Below are 17,145 nucleotides of genomic sequence, written 5' to 3'. Positions count from 1 at the left end.
CTTTAGAATATAAGTTAGGTAAATGTGAATTAATGTTTTATTATTACTCTCGTATAAAACAGTAAGCGAACAAAATTTCAGCTTAACATTTGTCACAGTAATCAATAATCTTATTTCTTTAAAATCTGCATACTGGACATAATAAAACTACAATCTAAAATGTGTATATACGGTCTATACAAATACATGGATTTAGAAAGGCACAGATAAAAATAGAAAAAAATGCTATCCTCATCATTGTGTTCCAATTAGAAAAAAAAAATTCCTTTTACTCTAGTTAAGACATGAGTAAAAGGAATTGTGGATTCATAACATTACCTTTCACTCTTATCGTTCAAGGGTATTCCCTTGCATCAGGTTGGCACCATCGCGTTAAATAAATAACGCAGGTTGCCGGGTTTCATAGGGCCTTGACCCTCCACCAACTCGGGATAAGAGTATCCGTTCAATAGTACATCTTACGTAATGTAGGGTCACTTGTCAATCGTTTTTGACTAATTCTATTAAAAGTTTAAAGATTTAAAAATAATTTTCCGGACTAGTATAGACTAATTAATTCAATGTGTTATACTATTTTTGAAAATAATCAAACCTCCCGGCACTTAGGGAATTCTATAAAAAGGATGGTATTTAATCGATGAATTCAGTAGAAATTGCAAATGAGCTGAAGGAATTATTAAACGGCGAAAATATTAAAGTTCAATTATCCGTACCACAATTAGTGGAAAAAGCTACAGAACGTGGAGAAGCTACATTAACTGCTGAAGGTGCATTACGTGCTGAAACAGGCAAATATACTGGTCGTTCTCCTAAAGATAAATATATCGTAGAAGAAGAAAGCACAAAAGACAAAATCGACTGGGGTAATGTTAACCGTCCGATTTCTGCTGAAGTGTTTGATAATCTATATATAAAAGTGGTCAACTATTTAAAAGAAAAAGAAGAGCTATATGTATTCAAAGGATATGCTGGTGCAGACAAAGAATCTCAGCTGCAAATTCAAGTTATTAACGAATACGCATGGCACAATCTATTCTGTCATCAATTATTCATCCGTCCAACTAACGAAGAACTAGCTGCTCATAATGCAGAATTTACTATTGTATCAGCTCCGAACTTTAAAGCTGATCCAGCAGTTGATGGCACAGCTTCTGAAACATTTATCATCGTTTCACTAGAAAAGAAAATTATTCTAATCGGTGGTACTGAATATGCTGGAGAAATGAAAAAATCGATCTTCGGTATAATGAACTACCTTTTACCAGAAAACGACATTTTCTCTATGCATTGCTCGGCTAACGTAGGTGAAGAAGGAGATGTTGCTTTATTCTTCGGTCTATCTGGCACTGGTAAAACTACTTTATCGGCAGATAGCAACCGTAAATTAATTGGTGATGACGAGCATGGTTGGTCAGATAACGGTGTATTCAACATTGAAGGTGGATGCTACGCAAAAACAATTAACCTTTCTGCCGAAAAAGAACCAGAAATATATAATGCAATTCGTTTTGGGACTGTATTAGAAAACGTTGTTGTTGACCCGGAATCTCGCATTCCTAACTACGATGATGGTTCTCTAACTGAAAATACGCGTGCTGCATATCCAATTCACTTTATCGATAATATCGTCATGCCATCTGTTGCAGGACATCCAAAAACAATTGTATTTTTAACTGCTGATGCTTTTGGTGTGCTGCCTCCAATCAGTAAGTTAACAAAAGAACAAGCGATGTACCACTTCCTGAGTGGTTTTACTTCAAAATTAGCAGGTACAGAACGTGGCGTTACATCTCCTGAGCCAGTATTCTCTACATGCTTCGGTTCACCTTTCTTACCTCTTCCAGCTACTCGTTACGCTGAAATGTTAGGTGAAAAAATTGATGAACACGGCTCACAAGTATTCTTGGTAAACACTGGTTGGACTGGTGGAGAATACGGAGTCGGTACACGTATGAAGCTTTCTTATACACGTACAATGGTTCGTGCTGCAATTGATGGTAAGCTAAACGATGTAGAAACTAAACAAGATGCAATCTTTGGCTTACACATCCCAACTGCAGTTGAAGGAGTGCCAAGTGAGGTATTAGACCCTCGTGCTGCTTGGGCTGACAAAGAAGCTTATGATCAAAAGGCAAACTTCTTAGCTAACTTATTCAAAGAAAACTTCACAAAGTTCTCTAATGTTTCTGAAGAAATACTGAAAAAAGGTGGCCCATTAGCTTAATCTCGGGCTAAAAACATATTAATAAAAAAAGCGGACTGTCTCTAAAGGACGTCCGCTTTTTTCATTTCATCTTCATCCATTCACACAAAGCCCTCACAGTTTGTCGGTTGATGTGCGGCGGATAGTAATGAGTTAAGCCTGAAGAAAACCATGTTTCTACCTGCTTTTTCTCTTTTATTAATGCCTGCTCTAAATCATAGCTTTGTTCAATACTCACATTCTCGTCTTCGGTCCCATGAATAATAAGCACTGGCGCATTGATCATCTGCGCTTTCAAGATCGGGTTTCGTTCATCATACTTCTCCTGCTCTTTATTTGGAGAACCTCCGATAATACGTTTCAGCGTTCTCCGCATATCCACTCGTTCCATGTACATGGACGTTACGTCTGTTACACCTGCCCACGTGACAACAGATTTGATGTCATCTCTTAAGATTGCAGTCCATAACGCCATTAATCCGCCACGAGAAAAACCAAATAAATGAACTTCTTTGACATTAGCAAAACTCTTTAGCATGTTTATGCTATTGACTGCGTCAAATCGATCCGCTCCAGCCATCTCGTCGCGACCTTCGCCGCCTCGATTGCCTCGATAATACGGGGCAAAGACCACTAAGCCCTGGGCAGCAAATTGAGCTATTCTTGATGGGCGAACCATTCCAATTGACTGTAGACCACCCCTCAGGTAAAGCAAGGCTTCATACTGCCCTTCTTTTTTTGGTTTAGCTAATAACCCCTTTACTCGTAGTCCCTCCGACCAATAAATAATCTCTTGAAGGGACACATTTGGATTGGGTGAAGGATACGCTCGGATCAATTCAATACTACCATTGTCTTTCATGATTCTTCACCACCTGTAACATCTTTTTCATACCTTCGTCCTTCATGTAGAAACTTAAAGAAGGATGATTCACCAATTCTTCAGTAGTTAACCAAGTTATGCCTAATGTCTCATGTTCCTGGGTGAACTCATCAATTTTCTCGACTCTCCCTGTAAAAACTGCTTTACTAAAAACCGGTGTATCATGGACAACATAATAGGCAAACCAATTCAAATCAGTAATGTGAACAGCTGTTTCCTCATAAACTTCACGGATTGCCGCTTCTTCCAAAGTTTCTCCAGGTTCTACCTTGCCTCCTGGAAATTCTACGCCGCGCTTTTTATTTATTGTACATAGCCATTTTCCTTCATACAAAACAAACACTAGTACATGTTTTATTTCTTTTTCTGCAGGCGCCTTATTAAAACTTAACTCACACTTTAGACCATTTTCATCAATAAAGGTAAACATCCCTAAGCCACTTCCTTCTTACTAATAAGTCTAGCTAAGGGATGTTTTGGAATCAATGGAAATAAGGTAATTGTTCTACAAATTTCTTTGTATGCTCATCGCCAAATTCATGAATTAGGGCATAAATCTTCTTCATGCGATTATCAATTTCATCATTTGACTCATCCAAATGGTAAGGAATATAAGGTAAATGTGCTCGAACTATATTATCAAATTCTAAAGAATTTAACTGTAAAAATAATTTTTCAAATAAACGTGCTTTCTGATCTTCCAATTGAAGCTTAAATTCACATGGCAATCCTAGCGGCAAATAACTATAAGACTGATTCGCTACAGAAACATAAATCGTTGTTGTATCGATCTTGATCAACTCCTTTTCAAACAGTATGTAGCGAAAAAATCTGAACTATGCATCATGTAAATTATGTTGGTTTTTCTTCATTACTAAATAAATTAATAAAAAGACCCAAAAGAATTCACATGGAACTTTTGGGTCAAGTTAAATATTATGAGTTATTTATCGTTCCGGATTACCTAAGAACGCCGAAAGCATCCAAACATGTTTCTCTAAGCTTTGAGCCATTGCATTGAGCATATCTTCTGTACGGTCGTCGCCTTCTTCGGCAGCCTGCTGCATCGCTTCTTTCAAAAAGCCCATAATGGTTTTAAAATCACTAATTGTTGTCTCTACCATTTCTTCGGTTGTTTCTGCTCCAGTCGCTTCCCTGATATGGGACATCTCTAAATGTTCTGTTAAAGTAGCAACCGGTTTGCCGCCTTTAGATAAAATACGTTCTGCAATTTCATCTAAGTTTAGGGTTACTTCATTATAAAGTTCCTCGAATTTAACATGGAGCGTAAAGAATGATGGTCCATTAACATACCAGTGATAATTATGAAGTTTTGTATAAAGAACTGATGATGTTGCAACTAAGTCGTTTAAGTGATCTACTAATGGTTTGCTTGCCATATTATCCACCTCGTTTTAATTTTGAACTTAAAAAAGTTCTGAACTACCTTGTTACTATTAATAAGGACATAGTTACTATAACCGTTCTAAGATCGTTTAAAACCTGCCATTATATAAACTGCCTCACAATTGTTCGAAATTGATAACGTAGTTTCGATTTCTTGTTTTATAATTAATACTAGAACTTAATCTTATGAGTATAACTTTTGCTATAATCAACTTGGTTGCCATACAAACGATTGTTTAATTCCAAAGGCAAATCTTTCAAAAAGTTAGGAGAACATAAATTAATGAAATATCCCTTTATTTGGCTAATAACATTTTATCGTAAAGTAATTTCCCCGGTAACGCCACCATCGTGTCGATTTTATCCTACATGCTCCCAATATGGTTTAGAGGCATTTCAAAAACATGGAGCAATCAAAGGTATTATTTTAACTGCAAAAAGAATATTAAAATGCCAACCATTTCATCCAGGTGGATTTGACCCTGTACCTGAAAAATGGCCTTCGAAGAGAAAATAATTCGAAGGTCTTTTATTTTGAGTAAAGAATGATGAAAAACAATTGAAAAAAATATTTCAATTTATTATTGTCTTTTTTCGTTTCTTCATGTATTATTGAGAATGTTGAAAACGCAAATAGTAATTATTACTATTTAGAAAGGTCTGATAAGATTTGAAAAAATTATCTTTTTTACTATTGATTGCTGCTCTTTTCCTTGGCCTAACAGCATGTAATAGTGCTACAACTACTACTAACGAGGCAACGACTACCGATAAAGAAACGACTACTAAAACGGATACTAATAAGATCGACATTTATACAACAGTTTATCCTCTAAGCTACTTTGCAGAACGTATTGGCGGAGAATATGTCAATGTGTCTTCTATTTATCCACCAGGAACGAATGAGCATACATTTGAACCAACTCAAGCAGATATGATGGCTTTAGCTGATTCGGACCTTTTCTTCTATATCGGACTAGATTTAGAGGGATTTGTTGAGAACGCTAAAAATACACTAGAAAATGAAAATGTAAATTTTGTAGCTACATCTGATGCAGTTTCTGATGAAATGCTAAATGCAGCTGCAGGAGATGAGCATGCTCACGAGAAAGAAGGTCATGAGGACCACGATCATGATCATGAGGGAGAAAATCATGAAGAAGAACATGCGGAAGATGGTCATGAAGGACATAACCACGGCGATATCGATCCACATGTTTGGTTATCTCCAATTATTGCGCAAGAATTAGCTGGAGCTATTAAAGAAGAACTTGTAGCTGCTCTTCCTGAGCAAGAACAATTACTAAATGAAAATTATGACCAATTAATAACTGAACTTGAATCCTTAGACCAACAGTTTGAACAATTGGCGTCAGAAGCTGAATCAAAAACATTCTTTGTATCACATGCATCATTTGGTTATATCGCAAAGCAATATGGTTTAGAACAAATCGCCATTGCAGGGATTAACTCACAAAGTGAGCCGTCACAAAAAGAACTAACTGAGATTGTCGATCAAGCTGAAATGTTGCAAGTTTCATATATCTTATTTGAACAAAATGTATCTTCTAAACTATCTTCGGTTATTCAGAATGAAGTCGGCGCAGACGCGCTTGAATTACATAATTTAAGCGTATTAACAGAAGATGATCTAAAAAATGGCGAGACTTACTTCACATTAATGGAAAAGAATATCGAGACATTACAGCAAGCGTTAAATCCTTAAAAATAAAAAAGGTTCACCTCTATTTTTGGAGGCGAACCTTTTTCTTTTACTCTACCAAATCTTTTAACTTTCTTCTCATTAATTTGTCAGAACCATTTCGCGGTAGACTTGTTACAAAATAAAAATACTTTGGTACTTTATATTTTGCTAACCTTCCTGAACAAAACTGGATCAGCTCAAACTTTGTAACATCTGATTTCAACACAATAAATGCTGCTGGAACTTGACCCCATGTTTCATCTTCTACACCACAGACACCAGCTTCTTGAACTGCTTCATGGCTTAGTAGTACATTTTCTATTTCAGCAGGATAAATATTTTCCCCACCAGAAATAACTAAATCTGAGCGGCGATCTACAACAAACAAATAGCCATCCTCGTCTAAGTAACCAATATCGCCAGTATGTAACCAACCATCAATTGTAGAGCTTTTCTCTGAAAAACGACCAATATAGCCGGGTGTAACATGTGGTCCACGAATTAATATCTCGCCCATCTCTCCCGGAGAAGAAGCATCTGCAATTTGAATTTGGTTAAAAAATAATGGTTTTCCGGCAGAGCCTAATTTTCTCAAAGCATCTTCATTTGGTAGTGTGGCAGTCTGGGAAGAAGTTTCTGTCATCCCATACGTTTGAGAAACCATTAATTTTAAGCGGTGGGCTCGTTCAATATAATTTTCCGGAACAGGTCCTCCACCGGCCAGAATCATTTTAAATTTTGCTGAAGCTTCCAACTCTTTCTCTTCCAATCCTTGTAAAACACGTTGCAGCATTACAGCTACCGCAGACATATGTGTTACATGCCCATTTGCAATATCCATAACAGCTCCGTCTTGATCAAATTTTTTATACAGCTTTACAGCATTGCCATATAATAAAGAGCGAACCAGTATTGAGAAACCACTAATATGAAATAGTGGTACCGCACAAAGCCATACATCTTGTTCGGATAAGCCAATATTTAGAACAGATGCCAATGCACTTGCTTGATGATTTCCAACCGTTTGTCGTACCCCTTTAGGATGTCCTGTAGTTCCAGATGTGTACATGACTGAAATGGTTTGATCCAATGGCCATTCTTTACCTATTTCGTAAGAATGCCTCATCGAGTCTTCCACTACAGAGAACAAAATAGGTTTTTTATCATCTGGCAGAAGTGAAAGATCCTCATCATCTACAAGAACTTTCTCTACTTGTGCATCCTCTATTTGATATGTGAGTTCAGTTTTCGATAATTTACGATTTAACATAACCATTTCACATTGAAGGTGCATACATGCAAACATTATAAAAATAAGCCGTGGTTGACTTGGGCCAAGTATCGCCACACGCTCTTTCGGTTTGATGCCCAATGCTATTAGCTGTTCTGCTCTCTCTACTGTTATATTTTTAAGATCTTCAAAAGTCCATATCTGGCCTTCATAGTTTAATGCAGTTCGTGTTGGTGTTAATTTAGCACGCTGTAAAATCCAATTTGGATACATAGTCATACCTCCAATTCTTGCATACTTATTTTAACTCTTCTATCGAAAAGTTCAAACTAAAAAAGGCCTTGCCTAATTAGGAAACCTCACGTGACATCTTTTATGAATAGTTTATATGGTATTGATTTTTTCCTTTTTGTTTTACCTCGTAAAGGGCAACATCTGCACTTTTAAAATAATAAGTTTCACTCATATGCTTTTTCCTGCAAATGGTTGCGCCTATACTATTCGTAATTTCTATCGTTTTTTTCTCCGTAACGATTTCCTTTAGTAATTCATTTTGCAACTTGTGAATAACCTCTTTTACTTCTTCTTCAGCATGGCAATTGTATAAAAGCACGATAAATTCATCGCCGCCCAGTCTGGCAGCAATACCCTGCTCTACTACAACGTGTTGTGTTCGATTGGCAACCTCCTGTATCACCTGGTCTCCAATCTCATGACCCCAGCTATCATTGATTTTCTTGAAATCGTCAATATCAAACAAAATCAATGAAAAAGTTTGCCCTTTTAAGTTCAGTTTTTCGATGCATTCTGTTAAACATTTTTCAAAATAACGACGATTTGGCAGTCCTGTTAATGGATCATGATAAGCATAATACTCTAACTGATCTTGTTTTTCCTTTTGCGCCGATATATCACTAACGACTAACACCATTTGCCTGAAGTTGTTTTCATCATCAAAGACAGGAGTTCCTTTCACCTCGGTCCAGACCCACCCTTTTTCTTTATGGAGTATTTTAATAATGATTCTAAATGGATTTCCCGTTTTCCTCGCTTCAATATAGCTTTGTTCAAGAAGCTCCGTATATTCAGGATGATTATAGTAAAATGGATCTTTTTGCAGTAATTTTTCAACAGTTTGACTATCTAATCCAAACATTTGTTGAATTGAAGGAGAGACATATAAATATTGTCTTTGTTGATTCATTAGAATAATCACATCTTGTACATTTTCAGCGATAATTTGAAAATTCAGCTCACTTTGGCGATATTTGCTGATGAGAGAATCGTACATGGACAAATCCTTTAATATTAAATATAAACCATTCTTGAAGTCGGATTCATTAATAGGAATACATTTCACTAAACAATTAATCTGTTTCCCACTTTTGTGAAGTAATTGTATTCTTGTTTCTGACATAATGCCCTTCATCATATTTGCAAAACACGCTTTGGCTTGTTCCTTGTTCTCAATAAAGGTAAGAAATGATTGATTTTTTAATTCGTTCAAGGAATAACCACTAATCTTCTCGCTGGCGGCATTTCCATTTTGAATTATACCTACATGATCAATGATGAGAATTGCATCTGTATTCAACTTGAAAAGTGTTTGATCATTTATGGACGCCACATTTTTGGCGTTTTGGGAGTTAGGAGAATGTTTCATTTTTCATCTCTCCTTAAGACATATACCTTTAGTATTTAACTTGTTATGGAGTCATATACATATGAAAAAAAGCAAGAGAAGAAATACCTTCTCTTGCTTGCTTTAATAATTGATTTTTCGTTATCAAGGGAATCTTGGGAATTGACCGAAGTCAGGTTTGCGTTTTTCTTTAAATGCATCGCGACCTTCTTTTGCTTCGTCTGATGTATAGTAAAGAAGTGTAGCATCTCCTGCTAGTTGTTGAATACCTGCTAAGCCATCAGAATCAGCATTGAACGCTGCTTTTAAGAAACGTAGAGCCATTGGTGATAATTCAAGAATTTCCTCACACCATTTAACTGTTTCGTCTTCTAACTGCTCTAAAGGTACAACTGTATTTACTAGTCCCATATCAAGCGCTTCTTGTGCATTGTATTGACGGCATAGGAACCAAATTTCACGTGCTTTCTTATGGCCAACGATGCGAGCTAAGTAACCTGCACCATAACCACCATCGAATGATCCTACACGAGGGCCTGTTTGTCCAAAGCGAGCATTTTCTGCAGCAATTGTTAAGTCACATACGATATGTAAAACGTGACCTCCGCCTATAGCATAACCTGCAACCATTGCAACAACAGGTTTTGGGATTTTACGAATCAAAGTTTGAAGATCCAGTACATTTAAACGTGGAATATTATCTTCTCCAACATATCCACCATGTCCACGTACACTTTGATCTCCACCTGAGCAGAATGCAAGCTCGCCTTCACCAGTTAAGATGATTACGCCCACTCGCTCATCATCACGTGCACGAGAAAATGCATCGATTAATTCTGCAGTAGTTTTTGGACGGAATGCATTTCGCACTTCCGGACGGTTAATCGTAATTTTGGCAATTCCGTTATACAATTCATACTTAATATCTTCGTAAGTATGTAAACTTGTCCATTCACGAGTCATTATGATACCCCCTATATTTGTTTCTCTAATGCTTTCAAGATTAGCCTTTAGTTATACCCCTTAATAACAAGGAATGTTTATTTCGTACGCATTATAAGTTACGTACTGACGTTAGGTTTTTAATCTTTAATAGCATCCTTTACTATTGTAGCAAATTGTTCAGGATTTTCCACATGAATTGCATGACCGACATCATTTACTATAACATGTCGTGCTTTTTGTAAAAGCGCTTGCATTTCTTCAGCAATTATACAAAACTTTTTATCAAGCTCTCCTGTTATTAAGGTAACTGGTATATTTATTTCCCCTAAGTTAGACCAAAGTGAGTTTTGAGCACCTGTTCCCATACCCCTTAAGCTATTTGCCAACCCAACCTCTGATTGTGAAAGTCTCTCTTCTCTGACCGCTAGTTGAACGTCTGAAGGTAACTTTTTTTGAGTATCAAACAGAGGGATGTTCTCCCACTTGTTCACAAAGGATTCGATTCCGTTAATTTGAATCTGATTAGCAAGACTTTCATCCGAGGATCGTCTTATAGTACGTTCCTCTTCAAATTTCAAACCTGGTGATGCACTCTCCAAAATGAGTTGTGAAACTCGATTAGGGAAAGTTTTTGCATAGGATAAAGCTACTCTTCCGCCCATAGAATAACCAAGTAATATCACTCGATGAAGATTTAACTGCTGAAAAACTTCATCCAATTGCAGTACTTGCTCTTCCATTGTATACGCTGCGACATCGTGCGGTGAATCAGTTTGACCATGTCCGATTAAGTCTATTGCAATAATTCGATAATCAGTTATAGATACTGCTACTTTATCCCATGTTGCAACACTACCTGTAAACCCATGAAGCATAATGATAGTTTGCTCTAAATGGGCGTTCCAAATTCGAACATTTACTTTAGCCCTTTGAGTTTGAACAATCATCGCTCCAACCCCTCATGTATACGTTGCCAAAGCTTTCGATGACTCAAAACGTTTTGCTGACGATCCGTAAAAATTTCTACCAAGCGTAATGGATTATTTTGTGGTTCCGATAATTTCTCAATTTCATTAAAATCTTTAATCTGTACGTACTCCATCTCATACATTTTGGCAACATCCGCGAAACTCAATGCTGTCGGAGTTCCGAATAAATCCTCGTAGTATTCTTTTACCGTCGATTGTGCGAGATATGAAAAGATTCCCCCACCGTCATTATTGAACACGATAATATTGATCTTGCATGACTGATAACGAGTAGCTATCAGAGCATTTACATCATGTAGAAAGGCTAAATCACCAATTAGCAAGTACATTTCTCGTTTTTTTCTTGCTTGACTAAATCCAAGTGCAGTAGACATTACACCATCAATCCCATTTGCACCTCGGTTAGCAAAAACTTGGATGTCTTTATCTGTTGGCAATAAGAAGGTATCGATGTCTCGAATCGGCATACTGCTGCTTACAAAGAGATCACTTTCATTCGGTAAATTTTCGATTAAGTAGCGGACTGCTGCCCCTTCATCTTGTTCAAGTTTCGAATGATTTCGAATGTGTTTAAGAGCAATATCCTCACTTTTACGCCATTGTTCCAGGTATGCTTCACTATACAGTGTATGATCAATATTTATTTCGCTAATCCACTCGCCAATAGCTGCATGAATAAAATGAGTTGAAACTGCAGCAGAATCACGGAACATCGGATCTTCATCAACCACAAGATAATTTGTTGGCAGGGTTTCTGTTAAAAAATTTGTTAAAAATTTTGAAACAGGCTGTGCTCCAAAACGAATAACTGTATCAGCAGCAACTTGCTGTTTAAATACGCTATTTTTTAGGAGTGCATCATATGTTGAGATGATATACTGCCCACAATCATCTGGTACATTCGTCCTTAAATTCGATAGGCTTTCAACCAAGACAGGCCATTTTAATTTGCGAATAAACGCCCACATGTAATTTAAGTTAGTCCCAAGAGCAAGTTCCCCTACAATGACAAATCCTTTTTTGGTTTGACTAATAATCGTTGCCAGTTCTTCTTTAGCCTGATTCGGTGGAGCTATTTGTCCCACAAAGCTTTTTTGAAAAGATTGTTCCGGCAATTCTTCTTTAAAATCAATAAGTAAAGGCTCACGAAAAGGGACATTAAAATGAACAGGTCCAAATGGGGCTGTAGTTGCTATACTAACGCCTCGTGCTATATGTCGTTCAACGTAAGGCAATGTCATAGGCGCATCATCAGGAATAGGAAACTCAGCACTCCATTTTACACGTTCACCGTACAGTGATATTTGATTGATCGCCTGAGGAGCACCGACCTCACGCAGTTCATGCGGCCGGTCCGCAGTAATAACGATTAAAGGTACACGGGCATACTTCGCCTCGACAATAGCAGGATAATAATTTGCAGCGGCAGTTCCTGATGTACATAATAAAACAACTGGCTTTGCTTTAGCTTTGGCAATTCCAAGAGCAAAATAAGCTGCCGATCGTTCATCTACTTGTCTGTAGATTGATAAATTTTTTGTTGACGCAAATGCATAGGCAAGGGGTGTTGATCTAGAACCCGGGCTAATCACCACATCCTCTAGGCCATTTTGCATGAGTGAGGCAACCATTTTATATACGTAGTTTGTTAATATTTCACGTTCATTCATGTAACTGTCCTCCTAAAGCACGTAACATCGGACGGAATTTTACTAATGTTTCTTCATACTCTGAATTTGGCTCCGAATCAGAAACGATGCCACCTCCAGCATATAGATATGCTTTATTATCTTTTAAAGCAGCAGAACGAATAGCTACAGCGAATTCACCATTTCCCTCCGCATCAATCCAGCCAAGTGGTGCAGCATATAATCCACGATTCATCGTTTCATTTTGACGAATTACCGCTAGTGCTTCCTGACGTGGTACGCCACCCAAAGCCGGAGTAGGATGAAGTAGTTTTACAAGCTGCAGGATAGTTGCATCTTGTGACAATTTCCCTTCTACAGGCGTATATAAATGTTGTATATCACGAATTTTCAAGAGTTTTGGTTGTTTTGGTACTTTATAGTGAACACAATTTTTTTCAAAGGTATTTGCAATCATTTCAACAACATATTGATGCTCTCCTAAGTTTTTCGCATCATTTAATAAACTTTCTCCGAGAAGCTTATCTTCTTCTGCTGTTTTCCCACGTTTAATGGAACCTGCAACACAGGACGAGAAGGCTAGTCCATTTTCTACTTTTACTAATCGTTCAGGAGACGCTCCAAAGAAAAGTAGATCTTTGTGCTCTAACCCAAATAAATAGCTTTCTGGTTGTTCATTGACGACATGTGACAATACTTGTGGGGAGGTTACCTCATCTTGGAACTCCATTTCCAACAACCTTGCTATGACAACTTTTTCGGCCCTCTTAGCCTTAATCAAACTTGTCACTGTAGAGATTGTGTGGAGATATTCCTCCTTATATGGCTCACGATAGCTCGTCATGATTGGCTTGTTATATATTTTTAATTCTTTTACTTGTGCAGCATGAATTAATTGATCACGTTCTTTTCGTAACTGTTCAAATTCCTCAAGACTATTTTCTTTATCTGTAATTAAGTGAATACTGATATAAGTTTTATCATTACGTATTACTAATTGATATGTAGCTACCGAAAAGAAGCTTTGTGGGAAGCCATCCCATTCTCCTTTTTTGCTTTTTTTCGGATCAAAAGTGAACCCACCAAATAGAATTGGCTGTGGCTCTCTTTCTTCTTTTACGATATTTTTCGTTAATTCTTTCCATTGCTTTTCTATTAGATCAAAGCGGTCATTGCCATCATTATTTTCAATTTTATATGCATGGCCCAGGCCAACCAATGTGAATGTTTTCTCACGATTTTGCCAAAAAAAGCGCTGGCCTTTATATTGCGATTCACCTGCAGCAAAAAATGCTAAAGCCGATAATCTGCTTACTTCTACTGTTTCAATATAGAAGGATAATGTTGAATTTACTGTCTCCACTTCTACTTCAGTGGTATATAACCACTTCTGATGCATTGTATTTCCCTCCATGAAAGGCAATTTTGCCTACAAACTTGAGCCTTTTATATATTGTTTTTTACTAAAATAAATATTTTGAAATAGCTTATGTGTATTGTAATCGAATTTACGTTATCTATTCTATCATATCACTTTTTTTACATTTACAATATTGATATTGTTCCCTTATTGTTTTTTATCTGTAAGGGTTGAATATTATTTCCATTAAAAAAGCGCAGAGAATTTTACTCTCGCGCTAAATCAATTTTCTTTACAAATTTATGAAAACCTTTATAAGCCATAATCAAAACCTCTTCATAGGAAAATGATTTCAATAAGGCTTTGATGAAATTTTCGTATTCTGCAGAGTTTGTTAAATTTTCAACAGAAAAATCCATCCCGTCAAAATCAGAACCAAATCCTATATGTTGGATTCCAACTAATGAAGCAATATGCTCGACGTGCTTCACTAAATACTCGATGGAGGTACTTTCTTTTCCATTTTCTATAAAGGGAGGATAAAATACAACATGTATTCTTCCACCATGTCTTACTAATTCTTTTATTTGCCTATCTGTTAAGTTTCTTGCATGGTCGCAAATACCTCTTGCATTACTATGACTAGCTATTATGTTATTAGCTAATGGAAGTAAATCAAAAAACCCTTGCTCATTTAAATGGGAAACATCAATAAGGATATTTCGTTTATTAAGCAACTGGACCACTTCTTGGGCAAAAGGCTTTAAACCCTTCGTTTGGTCCTCAGAAGTACCAAAAGCAACTCCATTCTCATGATTCCATGTTAAACCGACTAACTTCACACCAGCATTCAAAATATGCTCTAACTTTAGTATGTCTTCACCAATACAATCGCAGCCCTCCAGACTTAAAATCGCTCCTATTTGGCCATCTTCAAGCTGACTTAATTGCTCCCACTCCGTTATATGAACCATTTCTGGCTCGCATAATACTTTTGTATGAAAAGCTTCGATTTGTCGTGCTGCTGCTAAAAATTTCTCATTGTCAGGAATATCGGAGTGAACAAAGATTGCAAAGACTTGCACCTTAACATTTCCTGCTTTTAATTTCTCTAAGCTTGCGCTTAATCTTGGATCATTTCGGAAATTCGCATTCTCGAGTCGCGTTAATTTCTCTAATACATCACAATGCAAATCAATAATATTCATGTATCCCCCACCAATTCAATATAACTATATTGTATAGGAAATGGGGAGACAAATTCCATATTTCTCAATGAAAAGTTTATACTTATTGAAATTGATCGCGAATTGTTGTTTCTTGGTTATTTTGATGAATAACCTCCTGTGGAACATCTTGGGGGCTATCAGATGAAGGAAATTCCCCAGAACCATCTTCGAAATCCACTGCATTTAATGATTTATGTGTAAGCTCATTCATGATTTCTTCTTCTACTGGTCGAGTTTCCAAATCAAGCTTCTCTTGACTATGATCTATACAAGTTAATGTGGTTGGTACCGCTTCAAGACGTTCAAATGGAATTTCTTGATGACAAACTTTACATTCACCATAAGTACCATTTTCCATTGCTTCTAATGCTGCTTCTATCTTATCTATACTCTCTTGTTTAAAGTCATCCATGGCATATTCCGTTAGTTGAATCGTTAAGTCTGAAGCAACATCACCTGGATGATTATCATAATTTGATAACTCCGTACGATCGATATCATCGCGAGTTTCTAGACCTTCTTTTAAATCCTTCAGTTCTTCTAACAATGTATCTTTTAATTGTTGCATCCCGGATTGTTTCATGTTGTTGTCCTCCTTTTTCCTATATGTAAAGTTTCCTTTATTTAACTTTTTAAACATAATAAAATAAAAACACTGTTGGTTACAACAAGATAATTATCATCATTATTCTATTGTAAAATTGATTTTCTAGCCTTATACCTTACTGCTGTCTATAGATATAATAGAAGTTTCAAACAAGTTTAGTCTTCTATTACTTAAGCATAAAGTTGATTTATATCAAATACTTAAAGGGAGAATAAAATAATAAAATCATTTAATAATTATAAAAAAAGTCCTAAAGGTTCGATAACAAACCTTTAGGACTTTTTCTTTTAAATATGACCCGTACGGGATTCGAACCCGTGTTACCGCCGTGAAAGGGCGGTGTCTTAACCACTTGACCAACGGGCCAAACACATATGGCGGAGAAGGAGGGATTTGAACCCTCGCGCCGGTTGCCCGACCTACACCCTTAGCAGGGGCGCCTCTTCAGCCACTTGAGTACTTCCCCATANACTCTCACAGGGGGAAGCCCCCAACTACCATCGGCGCTAAAGAGCTTAACTTCCGTGTTCGGTATGGGAACGGGTGTGACCTCTTTGCCATCATCACTAGACTATTAATAATTTATTAATAAATTACTTTAAATTAAAAGTTCATTTTTATTAAAGACAAGATTTATAATAACATAATTCAATATTTTTTCAAGTCTTTATTTTAAAAAATATAAACTTTTATGACCCGTACGGGATTCGAACCCGTGTTACCGCCGTGAAAGGGCGGTGTCTTAACCACTTGACCAACGGGCCAAACATATATGGCGGAGAAGGAGGGATTTGAACCCTCGCGCCGGTTGCCCGACCTACACCCTTAGCAGGGGCGCCTCTTCAGCCACTTGAGTACTTCCCCATTTGGCTCCGAAGGTAGGACTCGAACCTACGACCGATCGGTTAACAGCCGATTGCTCTACCACTGAGCTACTTCGGAATAATTATGGTGGGCCTAAATGGACTCGAACCATCGACCTCACGCTTATCAGGCGTGCGCTCTAACCAGCTGAGCTATAGGCCCCAATTGGAGCGGGTGATGAGAATCGAACTCACGACATCAGCTTGGAAGGCTGAGGTTTTACCATTAAACTACACCCGCATTGACATGGTGGGTCGGGACGGAATCGAACCGCCGACACTTAGAGCTTCAATCTAATGCTCTACCAACTGAGCTACCGACCCATGTTCATTAAAAATGGCGGTCCCGACCGGGATCGAACCGGCGATCTCCTGCGTGACAGGCAGGCATGTTAACCGCTACACCACGGGACCATTTGGTTGCGGGGACAG

The 17,145-nt window shown here is 37.3% G+C and carries 15 protein-coding genes, 8 tRNA genes, 1 rRNA gene and 1 riboswitch; of the genes, 3 read left to right on the top strand and 21 right to left on the bottom strand.

All coding sequences use genetic code 11. From position 1 onward, the window contains the following. Positions 1-324: 324 nt before the first annotated feature. Positions 325-438: riboswitch (SAM riboswitch) on the bottom strand. A 199-nt stretch (positions 439-637) separates the two neighbouring features. Beyond that, on the top strand, positions 638-2,224 hold the full coding sequence (pckA, locus tag ACFQU5_RS12605; RefSeq protein WP_390288250.1) for a phosphoenolpyruvate carboxykinase (ATP): 1,587 nt from the start codon (positions 638-640) through the stop codon (positions 2,222-2,224). 61 nt (positions 2,225-2,285) lie between these two features. Here the strand turns inward: pckA and ACFQU5_RS12600 are convergent, their stop codons facing one another. The 4 genes from ACFQU5_RS12600 to ACFQU5_RS12585 form a co-directional block, all read right to left on the bottom strand. Further along, positions 2,286-3,065, bottom strand: a complete 780-nt coding sequence (locus ACFQU5_RS12600; protein ID WP_390288248.1) for an alpha/beta hydrolase family protein — start codon at positions 3,063-3,065, stop codon at positions 2,286-2,288. Next, positions 3,049-3,516 (bottom strand): NUDIX domain-containing protein, encoded by a 468-nt coding sequence (locus ACFQU5_RS12595; RefSeq protein WP_390288246.1) that lies wholly within the window; start codon positions 3,514-3,516, stop codon positions 3,049-3,051. Before ACFQU5_RS12595 ends, ACFQU5_RS12600 begins: the two co-directional genes overlap by 17 nt. A gap of 52 nt (positions 3,517-3,568) precedes the next feature. Then, positions 3,569-3,886: a transposase gene (locus ACFQU5_RS12590; protein ID WP_390288244.1), complete on the bottom strand. Its 318-nt coding sequence runs from the start codon at positions 3,884-3,886 to the stop codon at positions 3,569-3,571. Between the two features lie 147 nt (positions 3,887-4,033). Further along, positions 4,034-4,486, bottom strand: coding sequence for a Dps family protein (locus ACFQU5_RS12585; protein ID WP_390288242.1), 453 nt, complete (start codon positions 4,484-4,486; stop codon positions 4,034-4,036). A 290-nt stretch (positions 4,487-4,776) separates the two neighbouring features. Between ACFQU5_RS12585 and yidD the strand changes: the two genes are divergently transcribed. Beyond that, positions 4,777-5,010, top strand: a complete 234-nt coding sequence (gene yidD, locus ACFQU5_RS12580) for a membrane protein insertion efficiency factor YidD (protein WP_390288240.1) — start codon at positions 4,777-4,779, stop codon at positions 5,008-5,010. 153 nt (positions 5,011-5,163) lie between these two features. After that, positions 5,164-6,219, top strand: a complete 1,056-nt coding sequence (locus ACFQU5_RS12575) for a metal ABC transporter solute-binding protein, Zn/Mn family (protein WP_390288238.1) — start codon at positions 5,164-5,166, stop codon at positions 6,217-6,219. Between the two features lie 46 nt (positions 6,220-6,265). On the opposite strand, the gene ACFQU5_RS12570 is transcribed toward ACFQU5_RS12575, so the two are convergent. The 17 genes from ACFQU5_RS12570 to ACFQU5_RS12490 form a co-directional block, all read right to left on the bottom strand. Next, on the bottom strand, positions 6,266-7,702 hold the full coding sequence (locus ACFQU5_RS12570; protein ID WP_390288236.1) for an o-succinylbenzoate--CoA ligase: 1,437 nt from the start codon (positions 7,700-7,702) through the stop codon (positions 6,266-6,268). A gap of 100 nt (positions 7,703-7,802) precedes the next feature. Continuing rightward, on the bottom strand, positions 7,803-9,092 hold the full coding sequence (locus tag ACFQU5_RS12565) for a diguanylate cyclase domain-containing protein (RefSeq protein WP_390288233.1): 1,290 nt from the start codon (positions 9,090-9,092) through the stop codon (positions 7,803-7,805). Between the two features lie 123 nt (positions 9,093-9,215). Beyond that, positions 9,216-10,034, bottom strand: a complete 819-nt coding sequence (gene menB / locus ACFQU5_RS12560) for a 1,4-dihydroxy-2-naphthoyl-CoA synthase (protein ID WP_390288231.1) — start codon at positions 10,032-10,034, stop codon at positions 9,216-9,218. A 119-nt stretch (positions 10,035-10,153) separates the two neighbouring features. Continuing rightward, positions 10,154-10,963, bottom strand: a complete 810-nt coding sequence (gene menH, locus ACFQU5_RS12555) for a 2-succinyl-6-hydroxy-2,4-cyclohexadiene-1-carboxylate synthase (RefSeq protein WP_390288229.1) — start codon at positions 10,961-10,963, stop codon at positions 10,154-10,156. Beyond that, positions 10,960-12,675 carry a 2-succinyl-5-enolpyruvyl-6-hydroxy-3-cyclohexene-1-carboxylic-acid synthase gene (gene menD, locus ACFQU5_RS12550; protein WP_390288227.1) on the bottom strand — a complete coding sequence of 572 codons (1,716 nt, stop codon included), beginning with the start codon at positions 12,673-12,675 and terminating at the stop codon, positions 10,960-10,962. Before menD ends, menH begins: the two co-directional genes overlap by 4 nt. Then, the gene (locus ACFQU5_RS12545) at positions 12,668-14,053 is read right to left on the bottom strand and encodes an isochorismate synthase (RefSeq protein ID WP_390288225.1); all 1,386 of its coding nucleotides are present in this window, start codon (positions 14,051-14,053) and stop codon (positions 12,668-12,670) included. The genes menD and ACFQU5_RS12545 overlap by 8 nt, the downstream gene beginning before the upstream one ends. A 227-nt stretch (positions 14,054-14,280) precedes the next feature. Then, on the bottom strand, positions 14,281-15,222 hold the full coding sequence (locus ACFQU5_RS12540) for a dipeptidase (protein ID WP_390288223.1): 942 nt from the start codon (positions 15,220-15,222) through the stop codon (positions 14,281-14,283). 82 nt (positions 15,223-15,304) lie between these two features. Further along, a complete protein-coding gene (locus tag ACFQU5_RS12535) occupies positions 15,305-15,826 on the bottom strand; it encodes a TraR/DksA C4-type zinc finger protein (RefSeq protein ID WP_390288221.1) in 522 nt (173 codons plus the stop codon). A 318-nt stretch (positions 15,827-16,144) separates the two neighbouring features. Beyond that, a tRNA-Glu gene (locus tag ACFQU5_RS12530) sits at positions 16,145-16,216 on the bottom strand. Positions 16,217-16,304: 88 nt separating this feature from the next. Next, a 5S ribosomal RNA gene (gene rrf / locus ACFQU5_RS12525) occupies positions 16,305-16,418 on the bottom strand. Positions 16,419-16,542: 124 nt separating this feature from the next. Continuing rightward, positions 16,543-16,614 (bottom strand) — tRNA-Glu (locus tag ACFQU5_RS12520). A 9-nt stretch (positions 16,615-16,623) separates the two neighbouring features. Then, positions 16,624-16,714 (bottom strand) — tRNA-Ser (locus ACFQU5_RS12515). Positions 16,715-16,717: 3 nt separating this feature from the next. After that, positions 16,718-16,792: transfer RNA gene (locus tag ACFQU5_RS12510), tRNA-Asn, on the bottom strand. 7 nt (positions 16,793-16,799) lie between these two features. Next, positions 16,800-16,876, bottom strand: a tRNA-Ile gene (locus ACFQU5_RS12505). A 4-nt stretch (positions 16,877-16,880) separates the two neighbouring features. Next, positions 16,881-16,954, bottom strand: a tRNA-Gly gene (locus tag ACFQU5_RS12500). 7 nt (positions 16,955-16,961) lie between these two features. Next, positions 16,962-17,037, bottom strand: a tRNA-Phe gene (locus tag ACFQU5_RS12495). A 14-nt stretch (positions 17,038-17,051) separates the two neighbouring features. Then, positions 17,052-17,127: transfer RNA gene (locus ACFQU5_RS12490), tRNA-Asp, on the bottom strand. Positions 17,128-17,145: the final 18 nt, after the last annotated feature.

The organism is Ureibacillus sp. GCM10028918 (assembly GCF_042666115.1).
Classification (GTDB): Bacteria; Bacillota; Bacilli; order Bacillales_A; family Planococcaceae; genus Ureibacillus.
This window is presented reverse-complemented; position numbering and strand designations above follow the sequence as displayed.